1 protein-coding gene is annotated in these 301 nt (G+C 45.2%); it reads left to right on the forward strand.

Annotated elements, in window-relative coordinates:
• Positions 1-97: DUF1249 domain-containing protein (locus ACYP03_RS25510; RefSeq protein ID WP_459782606.1), on the forward strand; the 97-nt coding region annotated here is incomplete at its 5' end.
• Between the last annotated feature and the right edge of the window lie 204 nt (positions 98-301).

Genomic DNA, 301 nt, shown 5'->3' on the forward strand with positions numbered 1-301 from the left:
GCACCAAAAAGATGAAAAACATCAGGTTAATCGCTTTTTGGGAGATTGGCTGGCTTACTGCCTGAAGAACGGTCTCAGTAAGCAATCGGTTTATTAACGATTTCATTCAACAAGGTTTTGACGTTTTGCAGACCTATTCTCTGCCGCAGGATAATTCAGATAGTGTACTTTTGCTGCAACTGACCGACACCCATTTATTTGCGGATGACAAAGGCAGCCTGCTGGGTGTAGCAACAAAAGACAGCTTTCATGCCGTACTCGAAGAAGTGGCGGCTCAGCTACGCCCGTTTCATGCCATTAT

Source organism: Photobacterium sp. R1, from assembly GCF_054600795.1.